Origin of the sequence: Streptomyces sp. NPDC088812, assembly GCF_044750285.1 — a bacterium.
GTDB lineage: Bacteria > Actinomycetota > Actinomycetes > Streptomycetales > Streptomycetaceae > Streptomyces.
Genome location: NZ_JBIVJP010000013.1, coordinates 175,868 through 190,931, shown reverse-complemented (window position 1 = coordinate 190,931; position 15,064 = coordinate 175,868). Strand labels below are relative to the sequence as shown.

The following is a 15,064-nucleotide window of genomic DNA, read 5'->3' as shown; positions in this document are numbered from 1 at the left end:
TCGGTGCGGCGGCTGTGGTGGTGGCGGCTGTGGTGCGGTGGTGCTGCGGGGCCGGGCGGGGCGGGTGGTCTCAGGCGTGCGCGGCAGGGCGGGGCGGGTGGTCTCAGGCGTGCGCGGCCGGGCGGCCCAGCAGCCGCAGCGCACACGCCGCCAGACAGAGCGCCGCGGCACCGCAGCCGAGCGGGAGCACGGCCGGGCCCGGTGGGAGGTGCAGGAGGACGGCCGCCCCGGCACCGCCCGCCGCCGTGAGACAGATGGCGGCCGACGGCCAGGCCGCCCCGAACGCCTGGAGCAGCAGCGCGGTCCACAGGGCCGCCGCCAGGGGCAGTACGACGGCCGGTTCGGCGCCGGTGAGCAGGGCCGCCGGCAGCAGCGGCAGGAGGTAGGCGGTCAGGCACAGGCCGAGGACGCCGGCCGAACGCAGCAAGAACCCCGCCGGGGTGGCGGCGGCGCGCAGCGCGGCCACCGACAGCCCCCGGTAGCGGTACAGCAGCCACTCCGCCGGGCCCATGCTCACCGTCAGCACGATCACCGCGTACGGCTCCCGCTCTCCCGCCAGCAGCACCAGCACCCCCGCCGCCAGCCCGAACAGGCCGTACGGCAGCGACCGCAGCACGGGCGGCCGGCCGGCGCCGGGCACGGCGGGCGCGGCGAGCGCGGCCCGCAGGGCGTGGCCGGTGACGGCGAGGACGGCGAGCAGCGCCAGCAGCGGGAGCCCCGCCCGCAGCCACGGGCCCGGCTCCGCCCAGGGCAGCACGGCGGCACCCGCGACCAGGGGAGCGAGCGCGGCCGACAGCAGCCGTTCCCGGCCCAGGACGAGCAGCACGCCCGCCGCCGCGAGGTACGCCGACTGTGCGGCCGCCACCAGGGTCACCGGCCCGCCCCCGGCGGGCAGCGCGGCGGCCGCCGTGGCCACCACGGCCCCCACCGGCGCGCCCACCAGGAGGGTGCGGCCCGCCTCCCGCGGCCCGGTCGCCCTCCGCAGATGGGCGCGGTGGCCCAGCGCCTGCCCCCACGCCCAGGACACCAGCCCCGCCACGACGAGCACGGCGGTGTGCCGGCCCGCGTCCCACAGCGGCGCCGTGAGCAGGTAGGCGAGGCCGGGCAGCGCGAACAGCACGCCCCGCAGCAGACAGCGCACGGTGTCCGGGCGCCACGGGTCGGCCGTCGGCGCGGGATCGGGGAACGTGCGCGGCACCCGCTCGTACAGCGCGGCGGCGAGCGAGAACAGGTCCGGGTGGCCGTACCGCTCCTTGATCACCGAGCCCGGCAGGCCCTCCGCCTCCAGCAGCGCGGCCACCTCGTAGGGGTGGACGGCGGGGCCGATGCGGTCGGCGAGTTCGGCGGCGAGGGCGCTGACCGCCTCCTCGTCCGGTCCGGTGCCCGGCAACCGGATGGCGAGCGTGGTGTCGTCCAGGGCCCAGCGCGGGCGGCGGCGCGGCGGGCGGGTCCCGGCGAGGCGGAGCGCGAGCGTGTCCCGTTCGGCGCCGCCCGGTTCGAGGGATATCGGGCCGCTCATCCGGCGAGGCTCCCCGTGACCGTCGGGACCGCTCGCTCGACGCGGACGTCGCCCGCCGTCACGCCCCGCCCCACCGTGGGCAGCTCCTGGTAGATGGACCGGAACGTGTCGACGGTCTGCCGCAGGGTGAACTGCTCGATCACCCGCAGCCGCGCCGCCTCGCCCATCGCCCGCCGCCGCCCCGGGTCGGCGAGCAGCTCCAGCGCCGCCGCGGCCATCGCCGCCGGGTCGCGCGGCGGGACCACCAGCCCGGTGTCGCCGACGGCCTCCCGCACCCCGCCCACGTCGGTGGAGACGGTCGCCCGGCCGCACGACATGGCCTCGATGAGCGTGAACGGGAAACCCTCGCTGATGCTGGAGAGCATCACGACGCTGCCGGCGGCGTAGGCGTCCTTGATGTCGTCGACGCGGCCCTCGAAGGTGACGGCGTCCGCGTGACCCAGCTCGGCGGCCAGCGCCTCGCACCGCTCCCGGTAGGCCTCGCCGCCGCGCGGTGTCCCGCCGAACAGCCGCAATCGGGCCTCGGGACGGCGGGCCCGGACGAGGGAGAAGGCGCGGATCAGGGTCTCCAGGTCCTTGATCGGGTCGACCCGGCCGGCCCAGCTCAGGGTGGGCGCCTCCGGCTCGGGCCCGGCCGGCGGGAACGCGGCGGGGTCCACCCCGTTGTAGACCGTGCGGATCGACTCCGGGGCGGCACCGCCCTGTTCCTCCCACAGCCGGTTGTAGCGGTTGCCGGGAGTGATCAGGGCGGCCCGGCGGTACGTCTCCTCGGCCAGCAGCCGGAAGAAGCCGAGGACGACCGCCTTCACCGGCCAGCGATAGGGGGCGGTGCGGTAGCCGAGGTAGCGCTCGCGCAGGTAGACGCCGTGCTCGGTCAGCAGCAGGGGGACGCCGTGCCGTTCGAGGGCGGCGAGGCCCGGCAGGACGGCGACCCCGCCGCTGACCGCGTGGGCGACTCCGGTCTCCGGCGGCGGCGCCGCCAGTGGGCGCAGCGCGTGCTCCAGCAGGGCGGTCGCGGTCAGCGCGTCGTGCACGGTCGGCCGGGCCTCGCGCACGGTGAGCCCGGGCCGGTTCCAGACGGCGGTCAGCAGGGCGACCGCCCGGTCGCCGCGCAGGAAGGCGCTGAGCCCGCCGTCCGCGGCCGACCGCGCCATCGTGTACAGGGCGGGCGCGAAGCCGCCCTCGGCACGCGGGTCGAGGAGCGCGGTGAGGAACTCCTCGTAGGCGGTGGCGAGCCGGTCGCGCGGGCGGCCGCGGGGCGGGCGGCCCTCGGGTGGAGCGCCCCACATCGGGACGGAGAGCACGCGTGAGACGTGCGCGGGCAGCTCCCACACCAGGGGTTCGCGGCCCGTGCCGGTGACCGCGATGACGTCGAAGCCGACATCGGGCATGCCCTGCACGAGCTGGTCGCACCAAACGCTCACGCCGCCGTGACTGTGCGGGTAGGTGCCTTCGGTGAGCAGGGTGACGCGCGTTGCGCCGGGGCGTCGCGCGCCGTGGGGATCGTGCATCGGTGTGCTCCACGGCCGAGGTGTGGGTGTGGGGTGGTCCGCGCCGGGCCGGTCGCCCGACTGCGGTCGGCTCCTGGGGGGAACCGTTTCGCCTGTGGTGGTCCCGGCCTGGGTGGAGAGCGGCCGGAACCGTTGGATCGAAGGGTCTGCCGACGGCCGGTCCGAGGGCTGGTCCGTCGGTTGGTCCGTCGGCTGGTCCGTCGGCTGGTCCGATGGTCGGTCTGTCGGTCGGTCCGTCGGCCGGGCCGCGGGCCGGGTCCGTCGACCGGCCGAGGGCCGGGTCCGTCGGCGAACGCGGGGGCCGGTCCGCGGAGCGGTTCGCGGTCCGGTCCGCGGTCCGGTCCGCCGGCGGGGGGCTGTGAGCCGGTGCGCGGACGGATCCGTGGGCCGGTTCGTCGGCGGGGCCGGTGGACCGATCGGCGGACGGGTGCGTGGGCCGGTTGGCCGGAGGGTCCGTGAGCCGGTCTGCCCACGGTTCCTAGGCCGGTCCGTAGCTCGGTCTGCCGACCGGTCCGAGTCCGGTCCGTAGCCCGGTCCGAGTCCGGTCCGAGTCCGGTCCCTGGCTCCGGTCTGCCGACCGGTCCGAGTCCGGTCCGTAGCCCGGTCCGAGTCCGGTCCGAGTCCGGTCCCTGGCTCCGGTCCGCCGCTCGGTCCGAGCCCCGTTCCTGGCCCCGGTCTGCCGGCCCGCCCACGGACCGGCCCGCCCACGGACCGGCCCGCCCACGGACCGGCCCGTCGGTGGGGAGGCCCGTCGGTGGGGAGGACGGCCGGCTGTGCAACCGGCCGTGGACCGGCGCCCCGACCGGCCTCTCCACCGGCTCCCGGACGCGCCCGGGAGCCGGTGGGGAAGGCCTCAGTCGCGCGTGGTGTACGGCACCTGCCGGGTCACGCCCGCCGGGACGCGGGTGTCCGGCGCGGGCGCGGTGACCTCCGCGGACGCGGTGGCGGCGGCGGACGTGGTGCCGGCGGCCGGTTCGTCGGCGGCGTCGGCGGCGGCCGGGAGGGCGAACGTGAGCGGGGTGCCGCCGGACGGCGTCCACCCGGACACCGCGCCCGCGTAGGCCTCCCCGAAGGCCGCGCCCGCCAGGGTCGTGCCGGTGGGCAGGGTCGCGGTGACCGCGAGCCCGTCCGGGGCCTCCACGGTCACGGTGTCGCCGATGCGGTAGGCGGTCACCTGCCCGGCCTCCAGGGCGGCCCGCCAGGCGGCACGGCGCTGGAGCTCGGTGCCGATGTCCTTCATCCGCAGGTTCACCACGGGGGTGTCGTCGGCGAACAGCGCCGCGTAGCCGTCGAGGACGCCGCTGAGCACCGGGTAGGCGATCCGGTCCTCGGCCAGGTTCGACTGGTGGATGAAGTGCGGCTTCGGGTCGTTGGCGAGGACGTGGCCGAGGGCGATCCGGGTCTCCAGCGGCACGATGTGCTCGGTGTAGCCGGTGGCCGGGTCGAGCGGGGCCGTCAGACAGGTCGTGGTGGCCGGGTTGTCCTCGCAGATCCCGCTGCCGCCCTGGGCGCGGCTGGTGTAGATCCAGTTGTACTCGTCGACCTGCTCGGCGGCGCGCCCCGCGTTGTAGAAGACGTTCACCGGGTAGCGCGGCACGGTGGTGGCGGTGCCGACCGCGCGCTGGTCGGGCTCACGGGAGTTGTCCGAGCCGAGCCAGGCGATGCCGTTGTCGGCGAGGGCGAGCGCCAGGTTGGGGTTGTCCTCGGTCTGCTGCGGCAGCACCTTCATGCCGGAGTGCTCTCCGGTGACCAGTTCGTCGTCCTCCAGCGGCAGTCCGGCCGTCTCCCCCCAGACCCGGTTGGTGGCGATCTCGTCGGAGATCTCGGCGCGGCTCACCCACTGCACGGTTCCGGCGGTGTCGGTGGCGCACCGCCAGGGCACGACCGTGGTGTCCTGCACACAGCCGAGGAACGCGTGCGTGTAGGTGTGGTTGATCCAGCGGAACTGCGCCCGGTCGGCGACCAGTTCGTCGGCGAGCAGGTCGACGCCGCCGTTGTCCTCCCGGTGGTCGACGCTGCCGGCGCCGTTGTAGGCGAAGTCGAGCGTGAAGCCGTGCTCGTTCTGCCAGGAGACGGCCTGGTCGACGTCCTCGGGGGTCATCCGGATCGGGTCGGGGGTGGCGTTCGGGTCGGTGCAGTCGACGTCGCCGGGCGTGCAGTTGAGGGTCGTGTTCCAGCGGTCGTCGGCGGCGAACACGTCGTCGACGTGCACGGCGAAGTAGTTCCGCGAGGCGCCCAGGTGCACGCCCTGCGTCGCCCACTCGACGATGCCGCGGGCGAGCAGCCGGAACTGCTGCTGGTACTGGTTGTAGACGAAGGTGACGACCAGCTCGCGCCGCCCGTCGTGCCGGTACTCGCCCACCAGCGAGCCCCGCGTCGTCCCGCCGGGGATCGGGGCGTCCACGTACGAGGTGAAGTCCGCGCCGGTCGCGGGCGTCGACAGATAGGCGTAACTCTCGCCCACGGCCGGGTCGTTGTCCTCGAAGGGCACCGCCCCGTCGAGGTAGCCGAAGGGGCCCGCCTGCCCGGCGGCCGTGACCGACGCCTCCGTCCCGTCGAGGCTGCCGGAGTAGCCGCCGTACACCGGGTACTGCAAACCCGCTTCCGGACGCGCGTAGGTGTAGGCGTCGACCTGGGGCACGGCGTACGTGCGCTCGTAGTCAGCGAGCGCCGTCATCTCGGTGGAACCGGCCGCGAACGGGTTGTCGTTGGGCAGCACGACCGCCTGGAACCTGGCCCGCGGCCGGCCGTCCACCGTGTCCGCGAGGAACCCGGCGTCGATCACGGTCCGGTCGGACCGGGTCAGGTCGATCTCGGTGTACGGCGTTCCCGCCGCGTCGAGTTCCGCCGCGATCGCGGCGGTCGACGGGCCGCCGTCGCTCACCACCAGCACCCGCAGGTCGACGCGGGGTGCGGTGGTGTCGGCGTGGGCCGTGCCGGCCGGCAGGCCCAGCGCGGCGATGAGTACGCCCGCCGTCAGCACGGCGGTGCGTATGGTCCGCTTCATGCGGTGAAGTCCCCCTCCCGGGCGGGGGTGGGCACGGCTCCCGTGGAGCGGACGCACCCCCTTGCGCGACGCCGGCGTCCCCCTCAGAAGCCGGTCGTCGACGCATCCGTCGCGTCACATGGTGATGGCTGTGTGTAGCTTTTGCGGTCATGCTGCGAAACATGACGGAAAAGTGCAGGTGGCCATCAGGGCGTTTTTGGAACGGATTTGAGCGTTCGGCCGCCCGTCGGGGCGAGGGGTGCGTGACGGGCGGGAGCGGTCGGTGTGCAGGTCCGGGCCGTGTGCGGTGCTCCGGCGGGTCGGTCGGGCCCGCCGGGCGCGGTGCCAGTGGTCCACACCGCTGTGTGTGACTGATCACAGACTGCTTTCGAGTCACTACGGGCCCTGTCACCCCGGGCGTTGCCGGCCGGGGCGTTGCCGGCCGGTGCGCCGTCGGCCCGGACCCCGTCGGGCCGTCAGGCGCAGAGCACGCGGGTCTCGGGGGTGTACACCGGACCGCCGCTGATGCTCGTGCTGTCGCTGAACTCGGCGTAGAAGTACGAGTAGAAGCCGACGTTGCCGTTGCAGCCGGAGTCGGCGGCGATCTGGAGCGTCAGCGTCACGGTGCGGCTCTGGCCGGGCGGGACGGTGGTGCCGTAGTTGGCGCCGAGGTCGGCGGGCCCGGTCCCGGAGCAGGGGGTGGAGCCGGCGGCCGTGGCCAGGGCGCAGCCGGTGAAGGAGTACGTCAGGTCGGGGCGCTGGGTGGTCAGCCACGTGGGGTCGATCGTCTGGTACACGAACCAGATGTCGTAGGTCTTGTTGTTGGTGATCGTCATCGACAGGTTCACCGTGCCGCCGGGCGTGGTGGTCGCGGTGTCGGTGGCGAACGTCAGCTCGGCCGGCGCGGGGTCCGCGCTCGCGCTGGGGGCCAGGCCGAACACGGCCAGCACGACGGCGAGGACGGTGCTGAGGCCGAGGCGTCTCATCAGTGGTGATCGCATGGGCCGGGAGGCTAGGCAGGCGGCGAGTGCGCCGTCTGCACCGCGGGTTGCCTCCGTGGCGCGGATCGGCCGGAAGTGTGCGTCATGTGAGGAACGTGTGAAGGTGCGTTTCCCGCGTGGTAGCGGGCATGCGGGGCGGACGGCGGGAAAGGCGGCGCCCCGGCGGTATTGGCGCGTACCGGACCGGTGGGCCGCCCCCGCGGACAGGCCGTCCCCGGGGCATCTCGGCCATCCGCCGATTTCCGGCCCGCCGGCCCCCGCTTGGCCCTCACCGGCCCCCGCTTGGCCCTCACCGGCCCCCACTTGGCCCACCTCGGCCCCTGCCGGGCCCTCGTCGGGCCCTCGTCGGGCCCACCCCGGCCCTCGTCGGGCCCTCGTCGGGCCCTCGCCGGCCCCGCCCAACCCCCGCCCGCCCCCGCTCAGTCGTCCCCCCCCCCCGCCCCGCACCCCCCGTACCGCCGCCCGTCACATCGGCGCCATGCGGCCCTTCCCTGGCGTTGTGCGCCCCTGGAACACTCCTTGCGCGCGCACTCCGTCACGGCACCGGCCGGCCGTCGCCCTCCCCCCGGTACGAGAGGTCCCTCACCCATGCCCGAAGTCAACCGGCGCCGCTTCCTCCAGATCGCGGGTGCCACCACGGCCTTCAGCGCGCTCGCCAGCAGCATCGAGCGCGCCGCCGCCCTGCCCGCGAACCACCGCACCGGGTCGATCGAGGACGTCGAGCACATCGTCGTCCTCATGCAGGAGAACCGTTCCTTCGACCACTACTTCGGTACGTTGCGGGGCGTGCGCGGCTTCGGCGACCCGCATCCGGTCACGCTGCCGAGCGGCAAACCGGTGTGGCACCAGTCGGACGGCACCCAGGACGTGCTGCCCTTCCACCCCACCGCCGACGACCTCGGCATGCAGTTCCTGGAGGGCCTGCCGCACAGCTGGCCCGACGGCCAGGCCGCCTACAACGGGGGCCGGTACGACCGGTGGGTGCCGGCGAAGGGCACCACGACCATGGCGTACCTCACCCGTGAGGACATCCCGTTCCACTTCGCCCTGGCCGACGCGTTCACGGTCTGCGACGCCTACCACTGCTCGTTCATCGGCTCCACCGACCCCAACCGGTACTACCTGTGGTCCGGCCACACCGGCAACGACGGCCTGGGCGGCGGACCGGTCCTCGGCAACGACGAACTCGGCTACGACTGGACGACGTACCCCGAGCGCCTGGAGCGGGCGGGCGTCTCCTGGAAGGTCTACCAGGACATCGGCGACGGTCTCGACGCGAAGGGCTCCTGGGGCTGGATCCAGGACGCCTACCGCGGCAACTACGGCGACAACTCGCTGCTGTACTTCAACGCGTACCGCGACGCGCAGCCCGGCGACCCGCTGTACGACAAGGCCCGCACCGGCACCGACGTCAAGAACGGCGACGGCTACTTCGACCGGCTGCGCGCGGACGTCCGGGCCGGCACGCTGCCGCAGGTCTCCTGGATCGCCGCCCCCGAGGCCTTCTCCGAGCACTCCAACTGGCCGTCGAACTACGGCGCCTGGTACATCTCCCAGGTGCTGGACGCGCTCACCTCCGACCCGGCGGTGTGGGCGAAGACCGCCCTGTTCATCACCTACGACGAGAACGACGGCTTCTTCGACCACCTGGTGCCGCCGCTCCCGCCGGAGTCCGGGGCCGGGGGCAGGTCCACGGTCGACGTCTCGCTGGACCTCTTCGCGGGCAGCGCGACCCACACGGCCGGCCGCTACGGGCTCGGCCCGCGCGTGCCGATGCTCGTCGTCTCCCCGTGGAGCAAGGGCGGTTACGTCTGCTCCGAGACGCTCGACCACACCTCGGTCATCCGGTTCATCGAGCGCCGCTTCGGGGTGCGCGAGCCGAACATCTCGCCCTGGCGGCGCGCCGTCTGCGGCGACCTGACCGCGGCCTTCGACTTCGCCCGCACCGACACCCGGCCGGTCACGCTGCCCGACACCGGCGGCTACGAGCCCCCGGACCGCGAGCGCCACCCCGACTATCGTCCCGTCCCGCCCGCCGAGGGCGTCCTTCCCCGGCAGGAGCGCGGCCTGCGGCCCACCCGCCCGCTCGGGTACGCGCCCGCCGTGGACGGATCGGCCGACGCCGCCGCGGGGACGCTCACGCTCACCTTCGCCTCCGGCCCCAGGGCCGGCGCCGCCTTCCTCGTCACTTCCGGCAACCGCACGGACGGGCCGTGGACGTACACCACCGAGGCCGGCAAGAAGATCTCCGACACCTGGGACCCGGCCGGCTCCGACGGCACCCACGACCTGACGGTGCACGGCCCGAACGGCTTCCTGCGGGTCTTCAAGGGCGCCGGGAAGCAGGCGGGATGCGAGGTGGTCGCCCGGCACGTCGGCGACGGGCTGGAGCTGACCTTCACCAACCGGGGCTCGGGCACGGCCGCCTTGACGGTGGCGGACGGCTACGGCGGCCGTACGACGACCGTCCGGGTGCGCGTCGGGGCGGTCCTCAAGCGCACCGTCGACCTGAGCGCGAGCCGGCGCTGGTACGACCTCACGGTCACCTCGGACGCGGATCCGGCCTTCCTGCGCCGGTTCGCCGGGCACGTCGAGAACGGCCGGCCCGGCGTCAGCGACCCGGCCATCGCCACGGAATGAGGGCAATGCGCTGGTAAAGGGCCGGTGAACACCGCATCGTGGGGACTGGTCAGGTCCTGGTGGGCTCGGGATAGTGTGCCCCGGTGACCACGCATTCGAACACACCCGCGGGTTGGTACCCGGATCCCCATGGAGCCGTGCGGACCCTGCGGTACTGGGACGGCACCCAGTGGACCGAGCACACCCACGCCGACCAGCAGGCACAGGCGCCGGGGCAGCCCCCGGCCCAGGTGCCCGCGCAGCCCGCCGGGCCCGACCCGCGGGTGCAGCGCCAGGTGCAGCAGCAGGCCGGCGTCGCGGCGAGCGGCGCCGGCGGCGGCACGCTCTTCAGCGAGCCGGTGCTGGTGGTGAACCAGAAGGCCAAGCTGATCGAGCTCACCAACGAGTACACGGTCATGGACCAGCAGGGCAACCAGCTCGGCTCGGTCGTCCAGGTCGGGCAGAGCGCGTTGCGCAAGGTCCTGCGCTTCGTCGCCAGCATCGACCAGTTCCTGACGCACAAGCTGGAGATCCGCGACGCGTACGGGCAGCCGGTGCTGCTGCTGACCCGGCCCGCGAAGGTGTTCAAGTCGCGGGTGATCGTCACCCGGCCCGACGGGCAGCCGGTCGGCGAGATCGCCCAGCAGAACGTCTTCGGGAAGATCAACTTCGGGATGACCGCGAACGGACAGCAGGTCGGCGCCATCAGGGCCGAGAACTGGCGGGCCTGGAACTTCGCGATCGTCGACCACGCGGACAACGAGGTCGCCCGGATCACCAAGACCTGGGAGGGCCTCGCCAAGACCCTGTTCACGACCGCCGACAACTACGTCCTGCAGATCCACTACCAACTGCCCGAGCCGCTGCTGAGCCTGGTCGTCGCCACGGCGCTCACCGTGGACACGGCGCTCAAGCAGGACTCGCGCGGGTTCGGCTGACGGCGCCCGCCGCCGCGCCCCCCGGCCCGGCGGCCGACTCCTGGAGCGGGGCGGGGCGGCCCGGCCCGCCCGGCTGCCGGGGCAGCAGCGCCGGCTCGGGCGAGGCCGTGCGCGGCTCCAGCGCCAGCACCACCGCCACCGGGTGCTCCTCCCCACCGACCAGCCCGGCCTCCGGCGCCGGCACGGCGGCCCCCGGGTGCTCCGCCCTGCCGACCGGTGCCCGCTCCGGTTCCGGTGTGAGCACCGCCGCGGTCGGGTGCTCCGCCCTGCGGGCCGGTCCCGGCGCCGGCGACGGCACCACCGCCCCCGGGTGCTCCGCCCTGCCGACCGGTGTCCGGTCCGGTTCCGGTGTGAGCACCGCCGCGGCCGGGTGCTCCGCCCTGCCGGCCGGTCCCGGCTCCGGTGTGAGCGCCACCGCCCCCGGGTGCTCCGCCCTGCGGGCCAGTGCCGGCTCCGGCGACGGCGCCACCGCCCCCGGGTGCTCCGCCCTGCCGATCGGTGTCCGGTCCGGTTCCGGTGTGAGCACCGCCGCGGCCGGGTGCTCCGCCCCGCCGGCCGGTCCCGGCTCCGGTGTGAGCACCGCCGCCCCCGGGTGCTCCGCCCTGCCGATCGGTGTCCGCTCCGGTTCCGGTGTGAGCGCCACCGCCCCCGGGTGCTCCTCCCCACCGACCAGTGCCGGCTCCGGCGTCGTCCGGGACAGCAGCACCACGCCCCACCCGGCGAGGCCCGCGCCCACCAGCGCCGGCAGCACGCCCGTGGCGCCGCCCCGGAGCCGTTCGCCCAGCAGTGCGACGCCGATGACCGCGGCGGCCACCGGGTTCGCCAGGGTGACCACGGCGAGCGGGGCGCCGAGGCCGCCCCGGTAGGCGGTCTGCGACAGCAGCAGCCCGGCCGCCGCGAACACGGCGACGAGCAGCGCCACCCCCAGCACCTGCACGCCGAGCAGCGGACCCGACCGGTCCGTGGCGGCCACAGTGACGGTCTGGGTGAGCGCCGAGGCGACGCCGGAGGCGAACCCGGACGCGGTCGCGTGCCGCAGCCCGGGCCGGGTGCCCGGCCGGGCCAGCAGCCCGATCAGCGCGGCCGTGGACCCCGCCACCGCGAGCGCCTCGCCCACGCCGAGCACGTTCTCGGGGGCCGGCCCGGACGCCGCGGCCAGGATCGCCGCCAGCCCCAGCAGGGTGAGCGCGGTGCCGCGCCACTCGGCCGTGCCGACCCGCCGCCCGGCGACCCGGGCCCCCAGCGGCACGGCCGCGACCAGGGTGAGCGCGCCGAGCGGCTGCACCACGGTGAGCGGACCGTACTTGAGGGCCACGACGTGCAGCAGCGCGGCACCGCCGTTCAGTCCCGCCGACGCCCACCAGGCGCCGCTGCCCAGCAGACGCAGCAGTCCCGTGCCCGGGGAACGGGCGGCCAGCCGCTCCTGGGCGACGGCCGCGCCCGCGTAGGCGACGGCCGACAGCAGCGACAGCACGACGGCGACGAGGGCGGCGCTCATCGTCCCGCCCCCACGAGCACCCGCTCCTCGGCCGGGACGGGCCGCCGCTCCCGGCATCCCACCGTGGTCCTCGGGCGCCGGGGCGCGCGCACCACCGTGAGCACGACGCCCGCCAGGGCCGCGGCCACCAGCGCGTCGATCCAGTAGTGGTTCGCGGTGCCCACGATCACGAACAGCGTGATCAGGGGGTGCAGCAGCCACAGCCACCGCAGGGGCGACCGGGTGGCGGCGATCAGCCCGAGCGCGACCATCAGCGCCCAGCCGAAGTGCAGCGAGGGCATCGCCGCGAACTGGTTCGCCAGATGGTCGGTCTGCGGCGGCCCGTACACCGACGGGCCGTACACCCGCGCGGTGTCGATCAGGCCCGCCGCCGCGAGCATCCGCGGCGGAGCGAGCGGGAAGAGGAGGTGGAGCACCAGGGCGGCGGCCGTGACGGCGGCCAGCGCCCGCCGTGCCCGGACGTAGTGCGCCGGGCGCCGCAGGTACAGCCAGACCAGGAAGGCGGCGGTGGCGGGGAAGTGGACGGTCGCGTAGTAGGTGTTCGCGGCGCGGGCCAGGGTGTCGCCGTGCAGCAGCAGGGACTGCACCGCGCCCTCGCCGGGCAGGCGGAGCCACCGTTCGGCGTCCCACACCCGGTGGGCGTTGCGGAAGGCCTCGGCCGTGTGGCCCGCGGCCAGTTGCCGTCCCGTCTTGTAGACGAGGAAGAGCCCTGCGACGAGCAGCAGCTCCCGGACCACGGGAGGCCGGGCCGGCGTGGCCGGCTCCGCTTCCCCAGGCTCGGCCGGCTCCGCTTCCCCAGGCTCGGTGCGGACGTTCATCCCCCGGCCCCTTCGATGACGGTGGTGCGTGTGGAGGTGCGGCGCGGACCAAAGACCCGTGTATGCACCATCGATACGATCTCGTACCGATACGCCAGTGTACCGATACGCCTCGGTACCGGTACACTGGCGTATCGATTGTCGTCGGACACACTGGAGTCGGGCCCCCACGGGCCCCCACGGGCTCCTCGCACGGCGCCGACGGCGACAGCGGTGACGACAGCAACGACAAGCAACGACAGCAACGACAGTCACGAGGGGACACAGCGATGACGTCGCAGGCCGCGGACGGACCGGACCCGGTCACCGCCTCGCGCCGCTCCAAGCTCACGCCCGAGCGCGAGCAGGAGTTCTTCGACGCCGTCCTCGAACAGATCCGCGAGTGCGGCTACGAGTCCGTCACCATGGAGGGGGTCGCCAGCAGCACGCGGTGCAGCAAGTCCACCCTCTACCGGCAGTGGAAGACCAAGCCGCAGTTCGTGGTGGCCGCGCTGCGCTCCCGGCGCCGCTCCTGGCTGACCGGCATCGACACCGGGTCGCTCACCGGGGACCTGCGCGAGGCCGCGCGGGCCGCGGCCCGCTGGTCCACGGCCGACACCAAGCTGCTCCAGGCACTCGGCCACGCGGTCACCCAGGACCAGGAACTCGCCCGGGCCCTGCGCGAGGCGCTCGTCGACCCGGAGATCGCCGCCCTGCGGGAGATCCTGCGGCGCGGTGTCGAGCGCGGGGAGGTCCCGGCCGGGCACCCGGCGCTGGAGTTCGTCCCGGCCCAGATGTTCGGCGTCGTCCGCGCCCGCCCCGTCGTGGACGGCACCTACGCCGACGAGGAGTACCTGCTGCGTTTCGTGGAGGCCGTCGTGCTGCCGGCGCTCGGCCTCACACCATGACCCAGGCCGCCGTCCGCGGGATGACCGGACGGTGACCTGCTCGCGCCGCACCGTGGGGACGGGGGCGGCGCGCACCCCCCGGCCGGGTGGGGTTCCCCTTGAGCGGAGGGGCGCCCCACCCGGCCGACCGGCGTCCGGGGCGGTTCAGACGTCCTGGCCGCTGCCGCTGCCGCCGCCCGAGGCGGCCTTGATGCCCTTGGTGACGGTGTCGATGACCGACACCGACTGGTCGGCGTCCACGCCGAAGCGCACCACCACCAGCCGGTCGGTGTCCGCGGGCGCCGGGAACACCAGCGACTCGACGTAGCCGTCGGCGCCCTTGCTGGTGACCGCCTTCCAGCGGACCAGGTAGCCCTTCTGCCCGGCCACGGTGACCGCCTTCGAGGCCAGCACCTGGTGCGAGGTGATCTCGCCGTAGGTGGTGCCGCCGTAGGACTCCTCGGCGTTGGCCTCGATGTCCGCCTTCGCGACCTCCTCCGCCGTGTCCCCCTCGGTGCCCAGCGCTTCGGCGGGCGCCGAGTACAGGCCTCCCTTGGTGCACGTCTTCGACGTGTCGCCGGGGCACTCGTAGGAGGAGTCGGACGTGATCTGCGCTCCCACGCTCAGCTCCTGCCCGGTCCAGCCGTCCGGGATCGGGATGCTGATGCCGTTGAGCGCGTCCGTCACCGAGCCGCTCTTGATCTCGGGCGCCTCCGACTCCTCCGGCGCGGGGGAGGACCCGCCCGAGCCGCCCGAGTCACCGGACCCGCCCGAGTCGCCGAACGGCCCGCCCTGGCCGCCGTCCTGCCCGCCGGAGCCGCCCGACCCGCCCGGACCGTCCTGGCCGCCGGGTCCCTGCGCGGTTCCCGTACCGGCGGAGCCGCCGTCGTCCTTGGTCAGCGCGTACACGCCGATCCCGATGCTCGCCAGGACCGCCACGGCCGCCGCGACGGCGATGCCCGTGCGCAGCCCGCGCCGTCCGCCCTGGCCGGCCGGTGCCCCGGGATACGGCGGGTAGGCCGGATGGGCCGGGCCGTACCCGGCGGCCGGCTCCTGCGCCGCCGGACCCCATGCGTCGGCCGAGCCCGCGGGACGGGTCCGGTCCGTCCACGCCCCGCCGTCCCACCAGCGCTCGGTGGCGGGACCGTCACTTGTCTGCCCGGGGTCGGGGTACCACCCGGGAGGAGTCACCTGCGTCATGCCCATACCGTATGAGGCGTCGGTGAAAGTCGTATGAGAGGGATGGGTACTTGTACGACCGCCTGTGCGGCACTGCGTGCCGCTCTGGCGTGAAACCGACGTCAACGC

9 protein-coding genes and 2 pseudogenes are annotated in these 15,064 nt (G+C 74.8%); 3 read left to right on the top strand and 8 right to left on the bottom strand.

The genetic code is table 11. The features are described 5' to 3' along the window. Positions 1-103 precede the first annotated feature (103 nt). The 5 genes and pseudogenes from ACIP67_RS23550 to ACIP67_RS23530 form a co-directional block, all read right to left on the bottom strand. The gene (locus ACIP67_RS23550) at positions 104-1,519 is read right to left on the bottom strand and encodes a hypothetical protein (protein ID WP_401694296.1); all 1,416 of its coding nucleotides are present in this window, start codon (positions 1,517-1,519) and stop codon (positions 104-106) included. Beyond that, the gene (pelF, locus tag ACIP67_RS23545) at positions 1,516-3,030 is read right to left on the bottom strand and encodes a GT4 family glycosyltransferase PelF (RefSeq protein WP_401694388.1); all 1,515 of its coding nucleotides are present in this window, start codon (positions 3,028-3,030) and stop codon (positions 1,516-1,518) included. The genes ACIP67_RS23550 and pelF overlap by 4 nt, the downstream gene beginning before the upstream one ends. Positions 3,031-3,216: 186 nt before the next feature. Next, positions 3,217-3,738: pseudogene (locus tag ACIP67_RS23540) on the bottom strand (hypothetical protein); the annotation flags it as partial. Between the two features lie 145 nt (positions 3,739-3,883). Next, a complete protein-coding gene (locus tag ACIP67_RS23535) occupies positions 3,884-6,037 on the bottom strand; it encodes a hypothetical protein (RefSeq protein ID WP_401694294.1) in 2,154 nt (717 codons plus the stop codon). A 455-nt stretch (positions 6,038-6,492) separates the two neighbouring features. Continuing rightward, positions 6,493-7,017, bottom strand: coding sequence for a hypothetical protein (locus ACIP67_RS23530; RefSeq protein ID WP_401694293.1), 525 nt, complete (start codon positions 7,015-7,017; stop codon positions 6,493-6,495). Between the two features lie 588 nt (positions 7,018-7,605). On the opposite strand from ACIP67_RS23530, the gene ACIP67_RS23525 reads away from it, so the two are divergent. Then, entirely contained in the window at positions 7,606-9,657 is a 2,052-nt protein-coding gene (locus ACIP67_RS23525) for a phosphocholine-specific phospholipase C (protein ID WP_401694292.1), read from the top strand. An 83-nt stretch (positions 9,658-9,740) separates the two neighbouring features. Beyond that, complete coding sequence (locus ACIP67_RS23520) at positions 9,741-10,574, top strand: phospholipid scramblase-related protein (RefSeq protein WP_401694291.1); 834 nt, start codon at positions 9,741-9,743, stop codon at positions 10,572-10,574. A 559-nt stretch (positions 10,575-11,133) separates the two neighbouring features. Here the strand turns inward: ACIP67_RS23520 and ACIP67_RS23515 are convergent. After that, positions 11,134-12,072, bottom strand: a pseudogene (locus ACIP67_RS23515) (hypothetical protein); the annotation flags it as partial. Beyond that, positions 12,069-12,890 carry a phosphatase PAP2 family protein gene (locus ACIP67_RS23510; RefSeq protein WP_401694289.1) on the bottom strand — a complete coding sequence of 274 codons (822 nt, stop codon included), beginning with the start codon at positions 12,888-12,890 and terminating at the stop codon, positions 12,069-12,071. The pseudogene ACIP67_RS23515 and the gene ACIP67_RS23510, both read right to left, overlap by 4 nt. A 269-nt stretch (positions 12,891-13,159) precedes the next feature. Between ACIP67_RS23510 and ACIP67_RS23505 the strand changes: the two genes are divergently transcribed. Then, positions 13,160-13,777 (top strand): TetR/AcrR family transcriptional regulator C-terminal ligand-binding domain-containing protein, encoded by a 618-nt coding sequence (locus tag ACIP67_RS23505; RefSeq protein WP_401694287.1) that lies wholly within the window; start codon positions 13,160-13,162, stop codon positions 13,775-13,777. 144 nt (positions 13,778-13,921) lie between these two features. Here ACIP67_RS23505 and ACIP67_RS23500 read toward each other — a convergent pair whose 3' ends face one another. Continuing rightward, entirely contained in the window at positions 13,922-14,956 is a 1,035-nt protein-coding gene (locus ACIP67_RS23500; protein ID WP_401694286.1) for a DUF2510 domain-containing protein, read from the bottom strand. Between the last annotated feature and the right edge of the window lie 108 nt (positions 14,957-15,064).

Coding starts and splice junctions, on each gene's coding strand:
- ACIP67_RS23550 (WP_401694296.1), bottom strand. CDS start 1,519: ATGAGCGGCCCGATATCCCTCGAACCGGGCGGCGCCGAACGGGACACG.
- pelF (WP_401694388.1), bottom strand. CDS start 3,030: ATGCACGATCCCCACGGCGCGCGACGCCCCGGCGCAACGCGCGTCACC.
- ACIP67_RS23535 (WP_401694294.1), bottom strand. CDS start 6,037: ATGAAGCGGACCATACGCACCGCCGTGCTGACGGCGGGCGTACTCATC.
- ACIP67_RS23530 (WP_401694293.1), bottom strand. CDS start 7,017: ATGCGATCACCACTGATGAGACGCCTCGGCCTCAGCACCGTCCTCGCC.
- ACIP67_RS23525 (WP_401694292.1), top strand. CDS start 7,606: ATGCCCGAAGTCAACCGGCGCCGCTTCCTCCAGATCGCGGGTGCCACC.
- ACIP67_RS23510 (WP_401694289.1), bottom strand. CDS start 12,890: ATGAACGTCCGCACCGAGCCTGGGGAAGCGGAGCCGGCCGAGCCTGGG.
- ACIP67_RS23505 (WP_401694287.1), top strand. CDS start 13,160: ATGACGTCGCAGGCCGCGGACGGACCGGACCCGGTCACCGCCTCGCGC.
- ACIP67_RS23500 (WP_401694286.1), bottom strand. CDS start 14,956: ATGACGCAGGTGACTCCTCCCGGGTGGTACCCCGACCCCGGGCAGACA.